Raw genomic sequence first — 19,711 nt, forward strand, 5'->3', positions numbered from 1 at the left:
ACAAGTTTACGAAGCGGTAGCGTCGGAGCCATGCGCAAGCTCGCCGCTCTGCTGCTCGCCTGCTCACTACCCCTCGCCGCGTGCACGGACGCGCCCGGCGGATCGGCCGAGCCCGCGCCCGCGCGGCCGGGGACCGCGGGCGCGTACGGCACCGCCGCGCCGCCGACGCTCGGGGCGCCGGCCCGGGTCAAGATCGACGTGCCGCCCGGGCTCGGGGCCGCGCCGTTCGACCGGGACCGGTATCTGCAGCTGCCCACCGGCTGGAAGGCATCCGTCTACGCGCGGGTCGACAAGGCCCGCTTCATGGCCCTGACGCCGGGCGGGGACCTGCTGGTCTCCCAGCCGGGCGCCGGGAAGGTGCAGCTCGTGCGCGCGGGCGCGGTGTCGGAGTTCGCGACGGGCCTGCGCCAGCCCCACGACATGGTGTTCGCGCCGGTCAACGGGCAGATGTTCCTGTTCATCGCCGAATCGAACCGCGTCGTGCGGTACCCGTACACCACCGGCGACACGAAGGCGGAGCACGGCGAGGTCGTCGTCGACGGGCTGCCCGACACCAGCACGCCGGAGCTGCGCGGCACCTACGCGCACATGCTCAAGAACATCGCCGTGCACGGCCAGACGCTGTACGTCTCGATCGCCTCCACGTGCAACGCCTGCGTTTCCGACACCGAGAGCGACCCGGAGCGGGCCGCGATCTACACGTACGCCGCGGGCGGCACGAACGCGTCGCGGCACCTGCTCGCCCACGGCATCCGCAACGCCGAGGGCCTCGCCTTCCGCCCCGGCTCCGACGAGCTCTGGATCGTCGTGAACAACCGCGACAACACGCTGGTGCCGGACGACCGCGACGTCGACGGCGACGGCAAGTCGGACAAGGGCAAGCGCATGCCCGAGTTCATCGACGACTACCCGCCCGAGGAGATGATCAAGGTCCGCGACGGCGGCTTCTACGGGTGGCCGTTCTGCAACCCGAACAGCGACAACGGCCTGCGCAACATGGGCTTCCTGCGCGACTACGAGCTCAACCGCGACGGCTCGAAGGCCGACTGCGCCAAGGCCGACCCGATCGACCTGGGGCTGCCCCCGCACAGCGCGCCGCTGGGCCTGACGTTCTACAACGGCGCGGCGATCGTGCCGCTGCACGGGTCGTGGAACCGCACGAAGCCGGCCGGCTACAAGGTGCTGTTCATTCCGTGGACGGCGAACGGCCCGGGCGACCCCGTCGACCTGGCGACCGGGTTCGTGGGCGCGGACGGGAAGTGGTGGGGGCGGCCCGTGGACGCCGCGGTCGACACCGATGGAACGCTCCTGATCAGCGACGACGGCAGCGGTACCATCCTGCGCCTGACGCCTCCGCGCGCCGGCTGACGCTCGGGTCGCGGCCGCCGCCGCCCGCCCGCCGGGCCGCGTCCGTGCGGCGCTGCGGACGCGGCCCGGCGTCCGTGCGGCGCGACGGGTTCGTGTCCGCTGCGGCTCGCGCGGGCCGCAGTCACCCGCCTGAAGCCGGCACGCCCGCACGAGTCGTCGATGACGCCAGGCGCGGAGGCGCGGAGGCGCGGAGGCGCGGAGGCGCGGAGGCGCGGAGGCGCGGAGGCGCGGAGGCGCGGAGGCGCGGAGGCGCGGAGGCGCGGAGGCGCGGAGGCGCGGAGGCGCGGAGGCGCGGAGGCGCGGAGGCGCGGAGGCGCGGAGGCGCGGAGGCGCGGAGGCGCGGAGGCGCGGAGGCGCGGAGGCGCGGAGGCGCGGAGGCGCGGAGGCGCGGAGGCGCGGAGGCGCGGAGGCGCGGAGGCGCGGAGGCGCGGAGGCGCGGAGGCGCGGAGGCGCGGAGGCGCGGAGGCGCGGAGGCGCGGAGGCGCGGAGGCGCGGAGGCGCGGAGGCGCGGAGGCGCGGAGGCGCGGAGGCGCGGAGGCGCGGAGGCGCGGAGGCGCGGAGGCGCGGAGGCGCGGAGGCGCGGAGGCGCGGAGGCGCGGAGGCGCGGAGGCGCGGAGGCGCGGAGGCGCGGAGGCGCGGAGGCGCGGAGGCGCGGAGGCGCGGAGGCGCGGAGGCGCGGAGGCGCGGAGGCGCGGAGGCGCGGAGGCGCGGAGGCGCGGAGGCGCGGAGGCGCGGAGGCGCGGAGGCGCGGAGGCGCGGAGGCGCGGAGGCGCGGAGGCGCGGAGGCGCGGAGGCGCGGAGGCGCGGAGGCGCGGAGGCGCGGAGGCGCGGAGGCGCGGAGGCGCGGAGGCGCGGAGGCGCGGAGGCGCGGAGGCGCGGAGGCGCGGAGGCGCGGAGGCGCGGAGGCGCGGAGGCGCGGAGGCGCGGAGGCGCGGAGGCGCGGAGGCGCGGAGGCGCGGAGGCGCGGAGGCGCGGAGGCGCGGAGGCGCGGAGGCGCGGAGGCGCGGAGGCGCGGAGGCGCGGAGGCGCGGAGGCGCTAGGTCGGGCGGGCGATCCGGGCCGGGCTGCCGTCGGCGTTGTGGAACGTCACGCCGAGTGGTCCATTGTGGACCGTCAGCTCGCCCGCGGCCGTGACGCTCACGTCCAGTTCGCCGTCGGCGATTTTCAGGCCTCGGACGCGGTACGCGCCGACCGGGGACGGGGCGAGCGGGGCGAACGTGATGCGGCCCGCGGGTACGTCGACGTCCAGGCCCAGCAGGGCGGTCAGGATCGCGGGTGCGACGGCGGCGGCCCAGGCCTGGGGGCGGCAGGCGAACGGGTAGGGCGTGGGCGGGTCGTCGCCGCCGTACAGCTCCGGCAGCCGGTACTCGAACCGCTCCGCCGCCGCCAGCAGGGCCGTGATCACCGCCGACGCCTCCGCGTGATGGCCGTCGCGCACGAGGCCGAGCAGGGTGATCGCGTTGTCGTGGGGCCAGACGGAGCCGAGGTGATAGGCGAGGGAGTCGTACCCGGCCGAGGCCGGCGACGCCGTGCGAATCCCGAACGACGAGCGCAGCCCGGCCAGGTGCCCGGCCACGGTGGCGCTCTCCCCCGGCGTCAGCAGCCCGGTACCCAGCAGATGGCCCATGTTCGACGCCACCAGGTCGATCGGGTGGCCGTCGCCGTCGAGGGCGATCGCCGGGTATCCGCCGGGGCACCAGAACGCCGCCCGGAAGCGGGTGCCGAGGTCGTCCGCCCAGGCTCGCCACCGCTTCGCCTCGTCCGCCGCAGACTCGGCCCCGGAGTCGTCCCCGTCCGAGCCACCAGACTCCGAGCCACCCGCGTCCGAGCCACCCGCGTCCGAGCGGCCCGCGTCCGAGCGGCCCGCGCCCGAGCGGCCCGCGCCCGAGCGGCCCGCGCCCGCGTCCGATGCGGCCGGGCGCGCCGGGTCCGAGCCCCCATCGGCCGCCTCCGCGAGCCACGCGTTCAGGCTCGCCAGCCCCGAACGAGCCTCCGCCGGGCCCGCGCCAGAGAGCCCAGAAAAGCCAGAAAAGCCAGAAAACCCAGGGCGTCCGGCGGACCCGGAGAGCCCAGAAAGCCCGGAAAGCGCAGAAAGCCCAGAGAGCCCGGAGAGCGCCGGGCGAGAAGGCGCGCCGTCCGAGAGCTGCTCCAGGAGCCAGGCCCCGTCGAGGGCAGCCCGGTACGCGTAGGCCTGGACCTCGCTCAAGGCGATCGGCCCCCGCGCCTCGCGGCCGTCCGCGTGCTGGATGGCCTCCGACGAGTCCTTCCAGCCCTGGTTGGACAGGCCGGGGCCGCCGGTCGTGTGGGTGATGAAGCCGTCGTGGCTCCGCAGCCAGGCCAGGGCGCGGCGGACGTTCGGCAGCAGGGCGCGGACCGCCGCGGCGGGCATGCCCCAGCGGTAGGCCTCCGCGAGGGTGCTCACGAACAGCGGCGTCGCGTCGGCCGTCCCGTAGTAGGCCGGGGGGAAGCTCGGGGCGCTGTCGGCGCGGCGCAGCTCGTGCAGGATGCGGCCCGGCTCCTCCTCCGTCGCCGGGTCGTGTCCGGTGCCCTGGCGGTCCGCCAGGGCGCGCAGGGTGCCGGCGGCGACGTCGTGGCCGAGCGGGAGGGCGAGCCGGGCGGACCACAGGGCGTCCCGGCCGAAGAGGGTCAGGAACCAGGGGCTGCCGGCGGCGTAGTACGCGTCCGGGCCCTCGGTGCGGCGCAGGGCGTCCAGGTCCTGCACGCCGGTGCGGACGAGGGCGTCCAGGCGGTGGTCCTCGGCGGCCACGCGCAGGGTGCTGAACCGCTTGGGGCGGGCGATCGGCGGGATGTCGGTGCGGGTCACGCGCAGTTCGGCGGTCCAGGTGGCGCTCGGGGGCACGACCGCCCGCCACTGCAGCGTCGCCTCCGCGCCCGCGGTCGTCACGGCCGCCGGCGGGGTCGCCTCGATCCGGACCGACATGCCGTCGGCCGAACGCCACTCGAGCTCGGGCGAGACGGTCCCGGTCGCCTCGGCGGCGCGGCCCGCGCGGACGCGGCCCGGCGATGCGAGATCGGCCGCGGCAGCGACGCGGACCGGGCCCGGCGGTACGAGATCGGTCGCGGCAACGGCGCGGACCGGGCCAGGCGGTGCGAGATCGGCCGCGGCAGCGGCGCGGCCCGCGCGGACGCGGCCCGGCGGTGCGAAATCGGCGGCGGCGCGGCCCGCGCGGACCAGGCCCAGCGGTGCGAAATCGGTCGCGGCATGCACCGTGACCGTGACCGTGCGCGGCTCCGAAGCGGTGTTGGCCAGCGTGATGGTCTCCGTTCCGCCCGTCGGCTCCGCCAGGCGGTCGCGCCGCAGGGACAGGGCGGCGTCGGGCAGTACCGCGGAGAATCGCGCCGACGCGGCACCCGTGCGGTGCGCGTCCGCCGTCGCCGGCTCGGCGCCGTCGACCGTCACGCGCCAGTGCGACAGGACGCGGCGGTCCTCCACGTAGAGGCCGTCGGCGCCGGTGGACAGGGTGCCCGAGGGCGGCGACAGCCACGTGGCGGGGGCGGCCACGCAGGTGAGGTGCTCGTGGACGTGCGGCGGCGGCATCCCTCAGCCGCCGATGACGTTCACGGCCCGGGCCACCACCAGCAGGACCGTGACCAGGGAGACCACGGACTCGGCCAGCATCAGCAGCTTGGCCCGGACGGTCATCGGCAGCGTGTCCGTCGGGCTGAACGCGGTCGCGTTGGTGAAGGCGAGGTACAGGTAGTCGAAGAAGCCGGGCTCCCAGTCGTGGGGCGCCAGCTCCGGCACCTGCATCGGGGTGAACAGCAGGTCGGGGTGCGGCGTGTCCGCGTCCGCGCGGGCGGCCGGGCCGCCGCGGTCGATCTCCCAGAACCACAGGGCGAACACGATCACGTTGGTGAGCCAGATCGCGGCGCCCCACAGCAGCAGGTGGGCGGGCGGCAGCTCGCTCTGGTTCTTCTCGAACAGCGCCCTGACGAGCAGCCACACCGACCAGGCGGTGACGACGGTCAGCAGCGCGACGAGGCCGAGCGCGAGGGGGCGCAGGATGCGGGTCTCGCGGTTGATGCGCAGCGGGTTGACGACGACGATCGCGAGCAGCGCGGCGCCCTCGAGGCCGGGCAGCAGCCAGCGCGGGCGCGGCGCGAGGTCGGCGGGCAGCACGAGATGGATGACGATGGCGATCGCGATGACAAGCGCGGCGGGCCAGCGCTGTTCCGCCTCCGTGCGGCGCAACCAGCCGGGCACCTGGGCGGGCGGGAGATCACTCACAGACGCCAACCGTAGACCTGCGTCGACGGTCAGGCGAGGAGGTGGTACACCCGCCAGCCGATCGCCGCGAAGCCGGCCAGCGCCAGGACGCCGAGGTAGGCCAGGACGAGGCGGGTGTCGCGCAGCACGCACTTGGACCGTGTGAGGCCGCGGCGGCGGGCGCGCACGTACCCGGCGAACCCGAGCAGCGCGAACCCCACCACCGCGATCGGCCCGAGCAGCCAGGCCAGGGCCGCGATCGTGGCGTACACACACAGCCGCAGCGGATCGTAGGGCTTCTCCGTCATCGCGCGGCCGCGCGCGGCAGGCGCTGGGCGGACAGCGCGGGCCAGGCCTGCACGGCGCAGAACGGCGCGCACTGGTCCTGCGGCCCCGACTCGCCGGGGCGGCGGGTCGCGACGTGCACGCAGCACTGCAGCAGCCGCTCCTCGATCATCGTGTGCATGTCCATGAAGGGCTTCACGGTGATGCGCTTGACCCGCTCCCCCAGCATCTTGCGCAGCCGCTGCCGCCCGCCCGGCAGCGACGCCGAGACGAGCGTCGTGAGCGTCGAGATGCCCAGGTCGCAGTTCTCGCAGATGTCGCGCCACAGGTCGCCCACGTCCGGGTGGGACAGCGACGACTGCTCCGAGAGCAGCCCGAGCAGCGAGTCCTTGACCGCGCCGCGCAGGGCCGCGGGGAGCTGGACGTCGGCGATGCGGTTGGCGACGAGGTCGGGCGCGAGGTCCAGGAACTCCAGCAGCCGGTCGTGGCCGATGAGCTTGGTCATCGACTGCCACTGGCCCGCGTCGTCGCGCAGCATGTACCCGACCGAGCAGCAGTGCGGGTGCGAGCAGGGCAGCGCCGTGAGGTCGCGCCAGGTGACCAGGTCGCCGGTCTGCGGGCCGAGGCGCGCGAGGACGCCGGTGTGGGTGAGCCGGTCCATCGGGTCGATCGGGCCCGAGCGGCCGGAGCCGAACTGCGGCTGCAGGGAGACGCCGCCGACGTACGGGGTGTCCAGCGCCCGCTTCACGACCGCGCCGATCTCGTCGTCGTTCACGCCGAGCGCGCAGGTCATGGTGAGCGTGGTGAAGATGCCGCGCGCGGAGAGGCGCTCCACGGCCTGGTCCTTGAGCCGGCGCAGGTCGGCGCCGCGGTGGTGGCGGGCGGCGCGCTCGGACACGCCGTCGTACTGCAGGTAGACCTCGACCCGCTCGCGGTGCTTGGTGAGCAGGTCCAGCAGCGCGTCGTCGCGGGCGATGCGCACGCCGTTGGAGTTGACGAGGACCCGCACGACGTTGCGCCGGCCGACCTCGTCGAGCAGCTCCGCGAGCCACGGGTAGAGGGTCGGCTCGCCGCCGGAGAGCATGAGCACGTCGATGCGGCCGTTCTCCCGCGACAGCTTCGTGTCGACGCTGGCGAGCACGTCGGCGAGCGGCACGGCGCCCTCGATGGCCGGCGAGGAGTCGGTGAAGCAGGTCGGGCAGCGCAGGTTGCAGCTGTCGGTGAGGTCGGCGAGCAGGATGCAGGTGTGCTGGGTCTGCATCTCCGGCAGCCCGGCGAGGTAGGCCGACGGGACCGGGGCGAAGTTGCCGGCCAGGTCGGGCACGTGGGTCTTCGTGGGGGCGGTCCAGCGCTCGAGGTACCGCAGGATCTCCGGCTCCTCGTCGTAGAGGGTGCGCACCAGCCCGTGCGAGGGGCAGCCGCGCTCGAGCCAGATCCGCCCGTCGCGCTCCGCGAGCCAGCCCGAGAGGCGCTGGACGGTCTCCAGTGGACGATCCGGCTGCTCGGCCGCGCAGGAGGGGCAGAACGCGTTGACGTAGCGGTGGATGCGGTCGCCGCGCAGTGGCATTCCGGAGGAGGTCATAGTTGTCCTTGGTTGAGGACGGCGAGGCAGACGCCGATACCGACGACGGGGCAGAGCAGGACGCTGGCGCCCCATCCGATGAGCAGGCCGAGGCCGATGCCGCGGTCCTTGCGCACGATCCAGATGATGCCGAACGTGAGGCAGGCGGCGAACAGCGCGACCTGCAGCGCGATCTCGAACCACACGCCGAGCAGGCCGTTGTTCGGGTCGGAGCTGTTGCTGCCCAGCGCGACCGCGCCGATGCCGAGCAGCACGGCGACGAGCTGCGCGCCGAAGACGATGCCGATGCCGGCGAACACGCGCCCGGGCCGGATCGGGCGGTCGGGCCCCGGCATGGGCGGCGGAGGCGGGACGGTGAAGCTCATGTTGCCTCCACGCGCTTGTGGGACCAGACGAAACGCCCCAGGGGCAGCAGGGCCAGCAGGAACAGCTGCGAGCGGGTCAGGCCCGCCCACACGACCTCGTTGCCGCGCACGAACTCGACGCCGAAGCGGAACGCGGCGTACGCGGCGAGGTAGTACGTGAACATCCGCCCGGGCGCGGTGACCCGCTCGCGCAGGGCGACGATGGCGGCGAACGCGGCCAGGTGGAACAGGATCTCGTAGACGAACGAGGGGTGCAGCGGCACGCCGGCGGGCACGTGCATGGCCGCGGCGTGCGCCTCGTCGAGCCGGATGCCCCAGGGCAGGCGCGTCGGGGTGCCCGGCGGCTCGGCCAGCAGGCAGCCGATCCGGCCGACCGCCATGCCCGCGGCGACGGCGGGGGCGAACAGGTTGCCCGTCTTGTGCGGGTACCCGCCGATCCGCTTGCCGAGCAGGGCGCCCAGATAGGCGCCGAGGAGCCCGGAGAGGATGCTGCGGTTGCCGTACGCCCACTGCTCCAGCAACGAGGCGTTGTCGCGCGGGTCGAGGTGCTGCGCCCAGGTGCCCAGCCGCGCGAGGATCGCCCCGCCGACGAGGGCGCCGGCCAGCACGTACCAGAGGCGCTCGTCCTCGGCCCGGCGCCGGCGGATCTCCCAGAGCAGCACGAGGGCGGCGATCCCGACGCCGAGCCCCACGAACACGTCGTGGGACAGGATCGCCACCGGGCCGATCCGCATGATCACCGGGTGCACGGTTGCCGAGCCTAGTGCCATCCGGCCGCATCCGGGCGTGTCTGGCGCTTGCGTCGCTGCCCTACCCTGGTGGAATGGCCACCACGCAGGACACCCTGCCGTTGCTGCCCGAGAAGCCGGTCAAGCGGCGCAGCCGGTCGTGGAGCGTCGTGGTGTGGCTGCTGGCGGTGCCGTTCCTGGCGTGGGCGGCGCTGCGCCTCCTCGGGCTCGACAGCGGCTTCCCGGCCGTCCAGCTCATCGCCTTCACGCCCTACGTCGCGGCCGCGTCGCTCGTGCCGCTCGTCGTCGCGCTGCTGACGAAGCGGGTCTGGCCGGCCGTCATCACCGCCGTCGCGACCGTCGCGCTCGCGGCCTGCGTGCTGCCGCGCTGGATCGCCGACAGCGACCCGGGACCGCAGGACGGGCCGGGGCTGCGGGTGCTGAGCGTCAACATGCTCATGGGCGGCGCGGACGCGGGCACGATCGTCGCACTGGTGCGCGACCTGCACGTGGACCTGGTGGCGCTGCAGGAGTACACGCCGGAGGCCAAGGCCGCGCTGAACGCCGCGGGGCTGGACGAGATGCTGCCCAACGCGGTGTCGTACCCGCGCCCGGGCGTGACCGGCTCCGCGGTCTACAGCCGCTTCCCGGTGACCGACCTCGGCTACCGGCACTTCCCGAGCGACTTCGGCCAGGCCCAGGCGGGCGTGGCGGTGCCGGGCGCGAAGGACGTGCGGGTCGAGTCGGTGCACCCGTGCGCGCCCTCGGACGCGCACGGGGCGTCGTGCTGGGAGCACGACATCGTGCAGGAGCCGGCCGCGACGCCGGAGGGCCCGGTGAACCTGCTCATCGGCGACTTCAACGCGACGCTGGACCACGAGAAGTTCCGGGCGGTGCTCGACAAGGGCTACCGGGACGCCGCGGACGTCGCGGGGGCCGGGTTCGCGGCGTCGTGGCCCTTCGACGAGCGCTGGTTCATCCCCGGCGTGGTGCTGGACCACGTGGTGGCGGACAAGCGCGTGGGGGTTCGGAAGGTGTCGGTTCACCGCATTCCCGACAGCGATCACAAAGCGGTCTTCGCCGAACTCGTCCTGCCGAAGGGCTGATACCGGCCGAACGTACCGAAGGCGTACCTCCGGCTATACGCGGTTCGTTGGCCGGGAGTACCTTCACGTACGGATCGGGCCCCCGCCCGAGTGAAGACCACGTTGGAGCGGATGGGTGACACGTACGTTTCGCGGCCTCGCGCTCGCCATCGCCGTCCCGCTGATCCTGGGCGCGGCGGCCGCGTGCTCGGACAAGCAGGACGACAAGGCGGACCCCGCGTCGGACCGGCCGACGGTGGAGGTGACCGCGCAGCCGCAGGACGCGCAGTCGGCGCAGGTGACGGCCGAGCAGGTGTTCGACAACCTGTCGGACGGCGACTGGGCCGGCGCCTATGACCTGTGGACCGACAGCGCCAAGTCGGCGATCGGCAAGGACGCGTACATCGATCTGGTCGCCACCTGCACCGGGCAGCAGGGCGAGTACCAGGTCACGGGCGTGACGCCGGTGGACGACTCGACGGCGACGATCAAGTGGACGCACACCCCCGCCGCCGGGACCGGCCAGCTGACGGGGCAGAGCACGGTGAAGTACCAGAACGGGCTCTGGCGCTTCGAGCCCGACGCCGCCGCGCTCGCCGCCTACAAACAGAGCAAGTGCCCATAGATCATGGCTCGGGTCCGCGTCAGTAGCTGACCGTCGCTCCCGCCAGACAAAAGGGCGGTCCCGAGGGCCTTCGGCCGGAGGGACCGCCCTAGCCGTGTCCGCGGTGTCAAGGGCGAAGAGCCGTCAGACGCGGACCGCGTGCGAAAGGCCGTAGGTCAGCGCGTCGACCAGCGCCTGCCAGCTGGCCTCGACGACGTTCTCGTGCACGCCGACGGTGGTCCAGTCGTCCCCGGTCGCGTGGGTCTCCACGAGCACCCGGGTCACGGCGCCGGTGCCGTGGCTGCCCTCGAGGATGCGCACCTTGTAGTCGGCGAGCTGGAAGCGGCCCAGCTCCGGGTAGTGCCGCGTGAGCGCGACCCGCAGCGCCTCGTCGAGCGCGTTGACGGGGCCGTTGCCCTCGGCGGTGGCGATGACCCGCTCGCCGCGGACGCGGACCTTCACGGTCGCCTCCGACACGACGGCGCCGTCCTCGCGGTGCTCGACCAGCACCCGGTACGACTCCAGCGCGAACGGCTTCGGCAGCGCCCCCTCGGCCAGCTCGGCCCGGGCGAGCAGCTCGAACGAGGCGTCGGCGGCCTCGAAGGACCAGCCGCGGGCCTCGAGCTCCTTGACCCGGTTCGTGACCCGCGACAGGGCCTCGGGGTTGCCGGCCAGGTCAACGCCGAGCTCGCGCGCCTTGAGCTCGATGCTGGCCCGGCCGGCCATCTCGGTGACCAGGATCCGCATGTCATTGCCCACGACGACCGGGTCGATGTGGTTGTAGAGCACGGGATCCACTTTGATCGCGCTCGCGTGCAGGCCCGCCTTGTGAGCGAACGCTGACGACCCGACGTAGGCCTGGTGGGTGTCGGGTGCGATGTTGGCGATCTCTGCGATGGAGTGCGAGACGCGCACCATCTGCTCGATGCACCCCTCCGGTAGGACGGGCATGCCGAGCTTGAGCTGCAGGTTGCCGACGACGGCGAACAGGTCGGCGTTGCCGGGGCGCTCGCCGTAGCCGTTGGCGGTGCACTGGAAGTGCGGTACGCCGGCCTCGACCGCGGCGACGGTGTTCGCGACCGCGCACGACGTGTCGTTCTGGCAGTGGATGCCGAGCCGGGCCACGGCCTCCTCCGCGCTGACCCCGAGCGCGACCGCGAGCCGGTCCTTGACCTCGGCGATCGTGCGGGTGATCAGGGAGGGCAGCATGCCGCCGTTGGTGTCGCACATGACGGCGGCCTCGGCGCCGGCGGCGAGCGCGGCCGCGGCGACGGACGCGGTGTAGTCGGGGTCGAAGCGGTACCCGTCGAAGAAGTGCTCGCAGTCGAGGAAGACCCGGCGGCCCTCGGAGACGAAGTACTCCACGGTGTCGCGGACCATCGCGAGGTTCTCCTCGCGCGTCGTGCGCAGCGCGCGCTCCACGTGGCGGATGTCCGACTTGGCCACGAGCGTCACGGCGGGGGTCTCGGCCTCCAGCAGCGCCCGGACCTGCGGGTCGTCCTGGACGCGCACGCCGGCCTTGCGGGTGGCGCCGAACGCGACGAACACCGCGTGCTTGAGGTCGAGCTCCGTGCGCGCCCTGCGGAAGAACTCGGTGTCCTTCGGCATCGCCCCCGGCCACCCGCCCTCGATGAACCCGACGCCGAACTCGTCGAGCAGCCGCGCGACCGCGAGCTTGTCCACGACCGAGTAGCTGATCGCCTCACGCTGGGCCCCGTCGCGCAGCGTCGTGTCGTACACCTGCATGGTTGTGCTCCTTTGGCGGGAAGAGGGGGCCTTCGGGCTCGGCGGATCGGGGCCAACAAAAAGACCCCCCGCAAATGCGAGAGGTCTGCGCGTCCGGCGGGTGGTTGCCGGGCGCGCTAGGGGCCAATAATGAGCCGAGTCACGTTCGGTAGCTTGCCACCAACGGGCCTTCCGTGACACGTGATTCCGAATTTTGAGATCCGGGGTGATCTGCTTCACGATTCACCCTGTTCGTCACGTCCTCGTAACGAGCGTCGGTCAAGGTTGGAGCCAGTCCGGAACGACGCCCCGTCCGGGGGCGCCGATCACCGTTGGTGAGGGGGTGAGGTGACATGTCCATCGAGACGCTGAAGGCGGCGGTTCCGCCCTACGCGCACGATCTGCGGCTCAACCTCGACTCCATCCTCGCCACGGAGCTGCTGACCGAGCGGCAGCTGTGGGGCGCCGTGCTCGCGAGCGCGATGACGACCCGCAGCGCGACGGTGATCCGCGAGGTCACCGGCGAGGCGGCCGGCCGGCTCAAGCCGGAGGCGGTCGAGGCCGCGAAGGCGGTCGCGTCGCGGATGGCCATCCACAACGTCTACTTCCGCGCCAAGCACCTCATCGGTGACGAGGCGTACCAGAGCCTGCCCGCGCGTCTGCGCCGCCAGGTCTCCTCCACGCCCGGGGTCGGCGCCGCCGACGTCGAGGCGTGGTCAGTGGCAGTATCCGCGATCACCGGGTGCGGGGTGTGCCTGGAATCGCACGAAAGATCGCTTCGTGGTGCAGGGGTGTCCCGCGAAGCGGTCGACGAGGTGTTGCGCGTCGCCGCGGTTGTTCACGCGCTGGCCGTAACCCTCGATGCAGAGGCGGCTTCCTACTAGGAGCTTTCCTCTTGTACGGGTGTCGGAGTGGCGGCTCCGGCACCCGTACGCATTTTCCGGGCTTGTTCGCCCGTCCCCCGCTCGTGCAAGTTGCGCACAGCGTGTCTGCGTCATCCGCGGATTCACCGTTACCGTTGCTATCGGCACATCGGGTGCGCAATCGGTCTCGGGTCTTTGGGGGCGCAACATGATCGACGACGTACCGCGGGAACCGGTGGAGCCGCCGGTCGAGCCGCCCCTCGGCTGTGCCGACCCGATGTTGTGGCGCGTGGCGCGCGCCCTGCGAGACGCCCACCGCCCGCGGACCGACAACTTCTGCGAGTGCAAGGCGTTCTGGCCGTGCCCGGACGCGCAGTTGTCCGAGGAGGCGCTGCAGCTGGCCTACGATCGGCCGTCGCCGCGGGGCTTTCGGCCGGGGACGAGCCGCGGTTCGAATCTGGGCCGCTGGTCGGCGTAGGGCCTTTCTTCGCCCCGGATATGTCGGCCGCTTCGCGGCCGAACCGGCCAACATATCCGACATTTACCCCGACCGGCGACATATGCGCAGCTCACCAATGGCGCATTGATCGCACTCCACGGGCGCCTCGGAAACGGGTGCGATTCCCCCCGAGTCGGAAAAGTCCGGAACAGCACAAGCGGCGCCGGGAACGAATCCCGGCGCCGCTGTGTGAACGATTCGTTACAAGACGCGATGGACCCAGCCGTGCGGGTCCGGGGCGGTCCCGCGCTGGATGGACACGAGCTGCTCCCGCAGCCCCATCGTCACGTCGCCGGCCTTGCCCTCGCCGACCGTGAACTCCCCGTCGGCGTCGCGGACCGTGCCGATCGGCGTGATGACCGCCGCCGTCCCGCACGCGAACGCCTCGCGCAGCCGGCCCGAGTTGGCGTCGGCGCGCCACTGCTCATACGAGTACAGCTCCTCGCGCACCGCATGCCCCCGGTCCGCGGCCAGGCGCAGGACCGACTCGCGGGTGATGCCGGGCAGGATCGAGCCGGTAAGCGGCGGCGTGCTGATCGAGCCGTCGTCGAACACGTAGAACACGTTCATGCCGCCGAGCTCCTCGACGTATTTCTGCTCCACAGCGTCGAGGAAGACCACCTGGTCACAGCCGTGCTCCATGGCCTCGGCCTGGGCCACGAGGCTCGCGGCGTAGTTGCCGCCGCACTTCGCCGCGCCCGTGCCGCCGGGGGCCGCGCGCGTGTATTCCCGCGACACCCACACGCTCACGGGCTGCACGCCACCCTTGAAGTAGCTGCCGACCGGCGAGGCGATGACCAGGAAGAGGTACTCCGAGGACGGCTTGACGCCCAGGAAGACCTCGCTGGCGTACTGGAAGGGCCGCAGGTAGAGGCTGCCCTCCGGGTCCGTCGGCACCCAGTCCCGGTCGGCGCGGATCAGCGCCTCGAGGGAGTCCAGGAAGAGCTGCTCCGGCACCGGTGCCATCGCCAGGCGCCGGGCCGAGTCACGGAACCGCGCCGCGTTGGCGTCGGGGCGGAACATCGTCACGCCGCCGTCGGCCGTCCGGTACGCCTTGAGCCCCTCGAAGATCTCCTGCGCGTAGTGCAGCACCGCGCTCGCCGGGTCCATCGGGATCGGGCCGCGCGGCTCGACCCGGGCGTCGTACCAGCCCTTGCCCTCGGCGTAGCGCACGGTGACCATGTGATCGGTGAAGATCCGGCCGAAGCCCGGGTTGGCCATGAGCGCGGATCGCTCCGCGGCGGCTACGGGCTGCGGATTCGGACGGATCTCGAAATCGAGCGTTTCACCGCCGTTCATGCATGCCTCCACAAAAGGTCGCGGTGGCACGCTCACGCCGCGTGCCGTGCCGCCAACTTACCCGAACGGACGTTCAATCGCAGCCAGCGCGCGGAGGTTCCAATGGTGTGGAGGATTCCGGCGTTGAGCCCGGGCCGATCGGCCCGGGCTTTCCCTCGGTCGACGCTCTGAAGACGGGTGTGGCCCGTGGTGCATCAGGCCGGCCCGCCTCGTCGCCGACGGCCTGGCCGGTCGCCGATCGCGGCACCGGCCTCGTAGCCGACGGCCTTGCTCACTTGCGGTGGATCAAGCCACCGCGGCCGCGAGCCGGTCGCCGATCGCGTCGGTGGACAGGGCCGAGCCGGGGGTGCGGCCCGCGACCTCGTTGCCGACGGCCTCGGTCACGCGCGCGGCCGCCTCGGGGTGGCCGAGGTGGTCCAGCAGCAGCGCGGTCGAGAGCACCGCGGCCGACGGGTCGGCGACGCCCTTGCCGGCGATGTCGGGAGCCGACCCGTGCACGGGCTCGAACATCGACGGGAACGCCCGCTCCGGGTTGATCGAGCCGCTCGCGGCCAGGCCGATGCCGCCCGTGACCGCCGCGGCGATGTCGGTGAGGATGTCGCCGAACAGGTTGTCGGTGACGACGACGTCGTACCGCTGCGGATTCGTGACCAGGAACATCGCGGCCGCGTCGACGTGCTGGTATTCGGTCTCGATGTCCGGGAACTCGCCCTTGACCGCGTTGAAGGTCCGCGCCCACAGACCACCGGCGTGGGTCAGCACGTTGGTCTTGTGCACGAGCGTCACCTTGCGCCGCGGGCGCTTGGCCGCCCGGGCGAAGGCGTCGCGGATGACGCGCTCGACGCCGTGGCGGGTGTTGAGGCTCTCCTCGGTGGCGACCTCGGCCGCGGTGTCGGGGTGCAGGTTGCCGCCGGCGCCGACGTACAGGCCCTCGGTGCCCTCGCGGACCACGACGAGGTCGATCTCGCCCGGCTTCACCCCGGCCAGCGGGCTGGTGGTGCCCGGCCAGAGGCGGGAGGGGCGCAGGTTGACGTACTGGTCGAAGTCGAAGCGCAGCTTCAGCAGCAGGCCCCGCTCCAGCACGCCCGGCGGGACGCTGGGGTCGCCGACCGCGCCGAGCAGGATGGCGTCGTGGCCGCGCAGCTCCTCGAGCACGCTGTCGGGAAGGACCTCGCCGGTGCGGTTGTACCGGGCGGCGCCCAGGTCGTAGTCGGTCGTCTCGACGCCGGGCAGGACCACGCGCAACACCTTCAGCGCCTGCGCCACTACCTCGGTGCCGATGCCGTCACCGGCCACAACCGCGATCTTCGCCACCTCTGACCCCTTTCGTAGACCGCTCAACCGTACGCCGCTGTCCTATTCCGTGGACGGGCGTCCCGCTCCATGAGAACACGTGCCGTGATGCCGGGCCGGTCACGGCTGCCGCGACCCGCGGTGACCGCTCGCGTCCGGGCGGCCGCGGACTCGTGTTCGCGTGCGGCCACTCTCCCATTCGCGTCCGCGCGACGATGCAGCACCCACTTCCGCACCGCGTGAGCACACCGCGCCCGAGCGATTGCCTGACGCCCCCGAGGACGTCTGGTCGCCGCCGAGCACCGTCGCGCCGCGCCCGAGCACCGCCGAGCCGCGCCCGAGCACCGCCGAGCCGCGCCCGAGCGCCGCCGAGCCGCGCCCGAGCACCCGCCCGAGCGCCCGCCGTGCCCCGCCCGAGCGCCCGCTGAGCCGCGTCCGGGCGTCGGCCGGTCGTTGCCGAGCACTGCGCCCCCGCACCCGCGCGACCGGGGCCGCGCAAGGAATGAGGGCGGGGAGCGCCGCCACGCTCCCCGCCCTCGCAGAGGAAAGTCCCTAGTCGGCAGACAAGTCCGCCGTGCTCGCGGCGGTCGCACCGATGGCCTGCTGGGCCTCGCCGAGCAGATCCGCCGCCACCGCCTGGTCGACGGTCAGCGTCATGAGCGCCTCCCCGCCGGCCTCGCGCCGAGCGACCTGCATCGAACCGATGTTGACCCCCGCGGAACCCAGTATCGACCCCACCGTGCCCACCACGCCGGGGCGGTCGGCGTAGCGGAAGAACAGCAGCACGCCTTCCGCAGCCAGCTCGAGACTGAAGCCGTCGATCTCGGTCAGCTTCAGCGCCTCACGCGGGCCCGCGACATACGTACCGGACACCGAGGCTACCCGCCCGTCCGGCAGGGCTCCACGCACGGTCACCAGGTTGGGCTGGTCGGATGAGTCGGTGAAGACCGCGAGTGCTACTTCGACCCCGCGGTCGGCCGCCAGATGGGGGGCGTTGACGTACGTCACCTGCTCCGCCACCACGCTGCCGAACAGCCCCTTCGTGGCGGCCAGCTTGAGCACCGACACATCGTGCTTGGCCACCTCGCCGTGCACCTCGACGGTCACCGACGCCGCGATGCCGCCCGCGACCGCGGTGAACACGGCGCCGAGCTTCTCCGCCAGCGGCAGCAGCGGGCGCACCTCCTCCGCGACCATGCCGCCGACCTGGACGTTCACCGCGTCGGGCACGAACTCGCCGTCGAGGGCCAGCTTGACGGAGCGCGCGACCGCGAGCCCGGCCTTGTCCTGCGCCTCGACCGTGGAGGCGCCCAGGTGCGGGGTGGCGACCACGCTGTCGAAGGCGAACAGCGGCGAGGCGACGCACGGCTCCTTGCTGAACACGTCGATGCCCGCGCCCGCCACCCGCCCGTCGGCGATCGCGTCGGCGAGGGCCTGCTCGTCGACGAGGCCGCCGCGGGCCGCGTTGATGATGCGCACGCCCGGCTTGACGATGGACAGCTCGCGCACGCCGATCAGCCCGACGGTCTCCGGCGTCTTGGGCAGGTGGATCGAGATGAAGTCGCTCTCCCGGAGGAGCTCGTCCAGCCCCAGCAGCCGCACTCCGAGCCCCGCCGCGCGCGCCGGCTGGATGTACGGGTCGTAGGCGACCAGCCGGACCCCGAACGCCGCCATGCGCTGGGCGAAGAGCACACCGATGCGCCCGAGCCCGACCACTCCGACGACCTTCCCGGACAATTCCACGCCGGTGTACTTCGAGCGCTTCCACTCCCCCGCCTTCAGCGCCGCGGACGCGGCGGCGGTGTTGCGCGCGACGGCGAGCAGCAGCGCGACGGCCTGCTCGGCCGCGGAGACGATGTTGGACGTGGGCGCGTTGACGACCATGACGCCGCGCGCGGTGGCGGCCGGCACGTCGACGTTGTCCAGGCCGACCCCGGCGCGGGCGACGACCTTGAGCCGAGGCGCCGCGGCGACCGCCTCGGCGTCGATGCGGGTGGCGCTGCGGACGATCACGGCGCTGGCGTCGGCGAGCTCGGCCAGCAGAGCGGGGCGGTCGGTACCGTCGATGTGACGAACCTCGTAGTCGTCGGCGAGCACCTCGAGAGCGGACGGAGCCAACTCCTCGGCGATGAGCACCACCGGGCGGTCAGGAGGGAGGGTCATGGGACCTCGACTTCCAGGCTTCGGTTGGCGTCGGCTGCGGGGCGCGCGACACTGCCCGCCACGCACTGGGAAACCGCGACGGGGCCGGGCGGACGGCCTCTTCAGGCGATGGTAGGCCCGCCGCCCCACCCCTTCCCGACCCAATCAAGTGAGCGCGATCACAGCGTGAGCCGGCCGAGCCCCTCGCCTCCGCGCCCGATATCCCCTTGTAAGAGCGCTTTCCCGCACGAACACCCCACCGGCCCGGCCCCCACGCGACCGCCTCACGCCCAACGTCGCCGCACAGTCGCGTCGGCGCCGGCGGTCGACGGCACCGCGCTCTTACGGCTCCCCACCGCCGGCGAGGACACGAAGCGGGACCACAATGCGGACGACACCTACGACGCCACGAACAAGGGCTATGCCTCGTCAGGCCGCCGCGTATCGCCAGAAGTCACGCACCCAGGCCGCCAGCTCCGGGCTGTCCGCCCCGAGCTGGGTGAAGAGGACGGCCACGGTGGATGTGGACGGGGTCACGTACGCCGATGTGCCGGTGCCGCCGACCCAGCCGTAGCGGCCCGGCACCAGCCCGGGAGCCGCGGCCGCGAGGTCGATGGAGCCGCCGTAGCCCCAGCCCTGGCCGTCCTCCAGGAACAGGCCCCCGGGGGCGCGCTGGGCGGGAGTCGTCTGGTCGGTGGTCATCGCGCGGACCGACGCCTCGGACAGCACGTGGCGGCCGTCCGGGGCCGTGCCGCCGGTCAGGAGCATCCGGCCGAACGCGACCCAGTCGGCCACGGTCATGACCAGGCCGCCGTTGCCGAGCTCGAACGCCGGTGCGGTGCTCCACTGGCCCTCGGGCGCGTCGCCGAGCTCGAATCGGCCGGGTTCCGGGCCCGAGCGGTAGTACGCGGTCAGGCGGCCCAGCTTCGACGCGGGACCGAGAACGCCGCGTCCGCCATGCCCAGCGGGGCGAAGACGCGCTCGGTCATCACCTCGCCCAGGCCGCGGCCCGTGACGCGTTCGACCAGGGCGCCCTGGATGGTGGAGCTGGTGTCGTACAGCCACGCCTCGCCCGGCTGGTAGAGCATCGGCACGCGGGCCAGCGCCGACAGCCACTGGTCGCGCGGGGGGAACGCCTGCACGTTGCGGCCGTCCGGCTGGACCGGGAACAGGGCCTCGACCGCGGGCAGGGTGAAGTCGGACGGGAAGCCCCAGCCCGTCGTCGAGGTGAGCACGTCGCGCACGGTGATGGGGCGGGCCGCCTCGACCACGTCGGCGGCGGGCGCGTCCGGGGTGCGGGCCACCAGCGGGGCCGACAGCTCCGGCAGCCATTCCCGCACCGGATCCTCCAGGTGTACCGCGCCCTCGTCGACCAGCGTCAGCAAGGTCGCCGCGGTGATGGGCTTGGTCGCGGAGGCGATGCGGAAGAGGGCGTCCTCGGTCATCGGGGCGGCGCCGAGGACCGCGTCGCCGACGACGGCGACCTCGCGCCGGCCGGCGCGATCGATCACGGCCACGGCGCCGGGAATGGCGCCGGACCGGACATATGGCGCGAGAAACCGCTCCAGCTCGCTCATCGAATCACCGTAACAGCGTGCGTTTTATGCTGATAAGTCGGATAAGTCCGGACACGGAGTGTTCGGAG

17 protein-coding genes are annotated in these 19,711 nt (G+C 73.2%); 5 read left to right on the top strand and 12 right to left on the bottom strand.

Annotated elements, in window-relative coordinates:
• Positions 1–30 precede the first annotated feature (30 nt).
• Entirely contained in the window at positions 31–1,368 is a 1,338-nt protein-coding gene (locus AC6JBM_RS36620; RefSeq protein ID WP_497978492.1) for a PQQ-dependent sugar dehydrogenase, read from the top strand.
• A 1,036-nt stretch (positions 1,369–2,404) separates the two neighbouring features.
• Here AC6JBM_RS36620 and AC6JBM_RS36625 read toward each other — a convergent pair.
• The 6 genes from AC6JBM_RS36625 to AC6JBM_RS36650 are packed head-to-tail and all read right to left on the bottom strand — an operon-like array spanning position 2,405 to position 8,577.
• A complete protein-coding gene (locus tag AC6JBM_RS36625; RefSeq protein ID WP_497978493.1) occupies positions 2,405–4,927 on the bottom strand; it encodes a glycogen debranching N-terminal domain-containing protein in 2,523 nt (840 codons plus the stop codon).
• Between the two features lie 3 nt (positions 4,928–4,930).
• Complete coding sequence (locus AC6JBM_RS36630) at positions 4,931–5,617, bottom strand: hypothetical protein (RefSeq protein ID WP_497978494.1); 687 nt, start codon at positions 5,615–5,617, stop codon at positions 4,931–4,933.
• Between the two features lie 29 nt (positions 5,618–5,646).
• Entirely contained in the window at positions 5,647–5,904 is a 258-nt protein-coding gene (locus AC6JBM_RS36635) for a hypothetical protein (protein WP_350624223.1), read from the bottom strand.
• Positions 5,901–7,463, bottom strand: a complete 1,563-nt coding sequence (locus AC6JBM_RS36640; RefSeq protein WP_350624225.1) for a radical SAM protein — start codon at positions 7,461–7,463, stop codon at positions 5,901–5,903. Before AC6JBM_RS36640 ends, AC6JBM_RS36635 begins: the two co-directional genes overlap by 4 nt.
• On the bottom strand, positions 7,460–7,828 hold the full coding sequence (locus AC6JBM_RS36645; protein ID WP_497978495.1) for a hypothetical protein: 369 nt from the start codon (positions 7,826–7,828) through the stop codon (positions 7,460–7,462). The genes AC6JBM_RS36640 and AC6JBM_RS36645 overlap by 4 nt, the downstream gene beginning before the upstream one ends.
• On the bottom strand, positions 7,825–8,577 hold the full coding sequence (locus AC6JBM_RS36650; protein ID WP_497978496.1) for a prolipoprotein diacylglyceryl transferase: 753 nt from the start codon (positions 8,575–8,577) through the stop codon (positions 7,825–7,827). The genes AC6JBM_RS36645 and AC6JBM_RS36650 overlap by 4 nt, the downstream gene beginning before the upstream one ends.
• 74 nt (positions 8,578–8,651) lie before the next feature.
• Here AC6JBM_RS36650 and AC6JBM_RS36655 point away from each other — a divergent pair, with 74 nt between their 5' ends.
• Together AC6JBM_RS36655 and AC6JBM_RS36660 are read left to right on the top strand one after the other, a co-directional pair.
• A complete protein-coding gene (locus tag AC6JBM_RS36655) occupies positions 8,652–9,662 on the top strand; it encodes an endonuclease/exonuclease/phosphatase family protein (RefSeq protein WP_497978497.1) in 1,011 nt (336 codons plus the stop codon).
• A 115-nt stretch (positions 9,663–9,777) separates the two neighbouring features.
• Positions 9,778–10,266: a hypothetical protein gene (locus tag AC6JBM_RS36660; RefSeq protein ID WP_497978498.1), complete on the top strand. Its 489-nt coding sequence runs from the start codon at positions 9,778–9,780 to the stop codon at positions 10,264–10,266.
• Positions 10,267–10,389: 123 nt separating this feature from the next.
• Here AC6JBM_RS36660 and cimA read toward each other — a convergent pair whose 3' ends face one another.
• Positions 10,390–11,991: a citramalate synthase gene (gene cimA, locus AC6JBM_RS36665; protein ID WP_497978499.1), complete on the bottom strand. Its 1,602-nt coding sequence runs from the start codon at positions 11,989–11,991 to the stop codon at positions 10,390–10,392.
• Between the two features lie 332 nt (positions 11,992–12,323).
• Here cimA and ahpD point away from each other — a divergent pair, with 332 nt between their 5' ends.
• Together ahpD and AC6JBM_RS36675 are read left to right on the top strand one after the other, a co-directional pair.
• Positions 12,324–12,854 carry an alkylhydroperoxidase, AhpD family gene (gene ahpD / locus AC6JBM_RS36670; protein WP_497978500.1) on the top strand — a complete coding sequence of 177 codons (531 nt, stop codon included), beginning with the start codon at positions 12,324–12,326 and terminating at the stop codon, positions 12,852–12,854.
• A 187-nt stretch (positions 12,855–13,041) separates the two neighbouring features.
• Positions 13,042–13,311: a hypothetical protein gene (locus AC6JBM_RS36675; protein WP_497978501.1), complete on the top strand. Its 270-nt coding sequence runs from the start codon at positions 13,042–13,044 to the stop codon at positions 13,309–13,311.
• Positions 13,312–13,533: 222 nt separating this feature from the next.
• Here the strand turns inward: AC6JBM_RS36675 and AC6JBM_RS36680 are convergent, their stop codons facing one another.
• From AC6JBM_RS36680 to AC6JBM_RS36700, 5 genes are all read right to left on the bottom strand, one after another.
• On the bottom strand, positions 13,534–14,631 hold the full coding sequence (locus AC6JBM_RS36680; protein ID WP_497978502.1) for a branched-chain amino acid aminotransferase: 1,098 nt from the start codon (positions 14,629–14,631) through the stop codon (positions 13,534–13,536).
• 285 nt (positions 14,632–14,916) lie between these two features.
• Positions 14,917–15,945 carry a 3-isopropylmalate dehydrogenase gene (locus tag AC6JBM_RS36685; RefSeq protein WP_497978503.1) on the bottom strand — a complete coding sequence of 343 codons (1,029 nt, stop codon included), beginning with the start codon at positions 15,943–15,945 and terminating at the stop codon, positions 14,917–14,919.
• Positions 15,946–16,476: 531 nt separating this feature from the next.
• The gene (gene serA / locus AC6JBM_RS36690; RefSeq protein ID WP_497978504.1) at positions 16,477–18,087 is read right to left on the bottom strand and encodes a phosphoglycerate dehydrogenase; all 1,611 of its coding nucleotides are present in this window, start codon (positions 18,085–18,087) and stop codon (positions 16,477–16,479) included.
• Between the two features lie 408 nt (positions 18,088–18,495).
• Entirely contained in the window at positions 18,496–18,867 is a 372-nt protein-coding gene (locus tag AC6JBM_RS36695) for a hypothetical protein (RefSeq protein WP_497978505.1), read from the bottom strand.
• Between the two features lie 110 nt (positions 18,868–18,977).
• On the bottom strand, positions 18,978–19,643 hold the full coding sequence (locus tag AC6JBM_RS36700) for a serine hydrolase domain-containing protein (RefSeq protein WP_497978506.1): 666 nt from the start codon (positions 19,641–19,643) through the stop codon (positions 18,978–18,980).
• Positions 19,644–19,711: the final 68 nt, after the last annotated feature.

This window comes from Dactylosporangium thailandense, from assembly GCF_059739745.1.

Coding starts and splice junctions, on each gene's coding strand:
- AC6JBM_RS36625 (WP_497978493.1), bottom strand. CDS start 4,927: ATGCCGCCGCCGCACGTCCACGAGCACCTCACCTGCGTGGCCGCCCCC.
- AC6JBM_RS36675 (WP_497978501.1), top strand. CDS start 13,042: ATGATCGACGACGTACCGCGGGAACCGGTGGAGCCGCCGGTCGAGCCG.
- AC6JBM_RS36645 (WP_497978495.1), bottom strand. CDS start 7,828: ATGAGCTTCACCGTCCCGCCTCCGCCGCCCATGCCGGGGCCCGACCGC.
- cimA (WP_497978499.1), bottom strand. CDS start 11,991: ATGCAGGTGTACGACACGACGCTGCGCGACGGGGCCCAGCGTGAGGCG.
- AC6JBM_RS36640 (WP_350624225.1), bottom strand. CDS start 7,463: ATGACCTCCTCCGGAATGCCACTGCGCGGCGACCGCATCCACCGCTAC.
- AC6JBM_RS36635 (WP_350624223.1), bottom strand. CDS start 5,904: ATGACGGAGAAGCCCTACGATCCGCTGCGGCTGTGTGTGTACGCCACG.
- ahpD (WP_497978500.1), top strand. CDS start 12,324: ATGTCCATCGAGACGCTGAAGGCGGCGGTTCCGCCCTACGCGCACGAT.
- AC6JBM_RS36620 (WP_497978492.1), top strand. CDS start 31: ATGCGCAAGCTCGCCGCTCTGCTGCTCGCCTGCTCACTACCCCTCGCC.
- AC6JBM_RS36695 (WP_497978505.1), bottom strand. CDS start 18,867: ATGACCGTGGCCGACTGGGTCGCGTTCGGCCGGATGCTCCTGACCGGC.
- serA (WP_497978504.1), bottom strand. CDS start 18,087: ATGACCCTCCCTCCTGACCGCCCGGTGGTGCTCATCGCCGAGGAGTTG.
- AC6JBM_RS36700 (WP_497978506.1), bottom strand. CDS start 19,643: ATGAGCGAGCTGGAGCGGTTTCTCGCGCCATATGTCCGGTCCGGCGCC.
- AC6JBM_RS36680 (WP_497978502.1), bottom strand. CDS start 14,631: ATGAACGGCGGTGAAACGCTCGATTTCGAGATCCGTCCGAATCCGCAG.
- AC6JBM_RS36655 (WP_497978497.1), top strand. CDS start 8,652: ATGGCCACCACGCAGGACACCCTGCCGTTGCTGCCCGAGAAGCCGGTC.